Origin of the sequence: Micromonospora sp. NPDC049580, assembly GCF_040675595.1 — a bacterium.
In the GTDB taxonomy this organism is placed as follows: domain Bacteria; phylum Actinomycetota; class Actinomycetes; order Mycobacteriales; family Micromonosporaceae; genus Micromonospora.
The window spans coordinates 1-1,208 of record NZ_JBFAPG010000823.1 but is presented as its reverse complement, the minus strand read 5'-3'; the positions used below and the strand labels follow the sequence as shown (position 1 = coordinate 1,208).

General features: G+C 72.5%; 1 pseudogene. It reads right to left on the bottom strand.

Annotated elements, in window-relative coordinates:
* Positions 1–34: 34 nt before the first annotated feature.
* Positions 35–1,120, bottom strand: a pseudogene (locus AB0J68_RS32350) (1-deoxy-D-xylulose-5-phosphate synthase N-terminal domain-containing protein); the annotation flags it as partial.
* Positions 1,121–1,208 lie beyond the last annotated feature (88 nt).

Below are 1,208 nucleotides of genomic sequence, written 5' to 3'. Positions count from 1 at the left end.
CCCGGCGTCACCAGCCGGGATCCGGGCCGGCGCCCGCCGGGTCGAGACGGTCCCACTCGGTCTCGGAGGTCAAGCCCTGCGCGGCCCGCAGCGTGTCGACCTGCTCGGTGCTGAGCAGCGCCGAGTGGTTGCGCGGATTGCCGGCGATGGGCAACCCCCAACCCTTCACGGTGTACGCGAAGACGACGCTGGGCCGGTCGGTGACCGCGTCGCACTGGGCGTACGCGTCGAGCATCGCGGACAGGTCGTGCCCACCCAGGTCGGTGACGAGCGGACGCAGCTCCTCGTCGTCGATGCCCTCCACGAACGCGCCCACCTCGGCCGGCGCACCGTCCAGGAACTGCTTGCGCAGGGCCGGGCCGGCCAACCCGAACAGCGACTGGTACTGCTCGTTGGGCATCGCGTCGATCCAGTCGCGCAGCGCCTCGCCACCCGGCCGGGCGTACGCCTCGGCGAGCTTACGGCCGTACTTGACCTCCACGACGTGCCAGCCGGCCGCCTCGAACTGACCGCGCCACTGCTTGATCCGGATGCCGGGCACCACCCGGTCCAGCGACTGCCGGTTGAAGTCGACAAGCCACATCACGTTGCCGAGCCCGGTGGTGGCCGGGTCGGCGACGGCCTCCCAGATGTTGCCCTCGTCCAGCTCGGCGTCACCGATCAGCGCCACGAACCGGGAGCGCGGCCGGGCGCCGAAGTGCGCGTCGATGTAGCGGCGGGTGGCGGCGGCGAACAGCGGCGCCGCCGCGCCCAGACCGACCGAGCCGGTGGAGAAGTCCACCTCGTCGGGGTCCTTGGTGCGCGACGGGTACGACTGGAGGCCGCCCCGGGCCCGCAGCCGGGGCAGGTACGAGCGGTCCAGGTTGCCCAGCAGGTATTGGATGGCGTGGAACACCGGCGAGGCGTGCGGCTTGACGGCGACGCGGTCCTCGGCGTCCAGGTGCGCGAACCACAGCGCGGTCATCGCCGTGACGAGGGACGCGCTGGACGCCTGGTGGCCGCCGACCTTGACCCCGTCGCCGGTGGCCCGGTCGTGGTTGGCGGCGTCGACGATCCGGGTGGCGAGCCAGAGCACCCGCCGCTGGATCTCGTCGAGGACATCGAGGTCGTGCTGGTTCACGGTGGCTCCATCCGGGCGTCGCCGTTGACGCCCTCGCGAGGGGATGCGGTGTGCACGGCGAACACCGCTGGCGCGTGCTGCGCCAGCG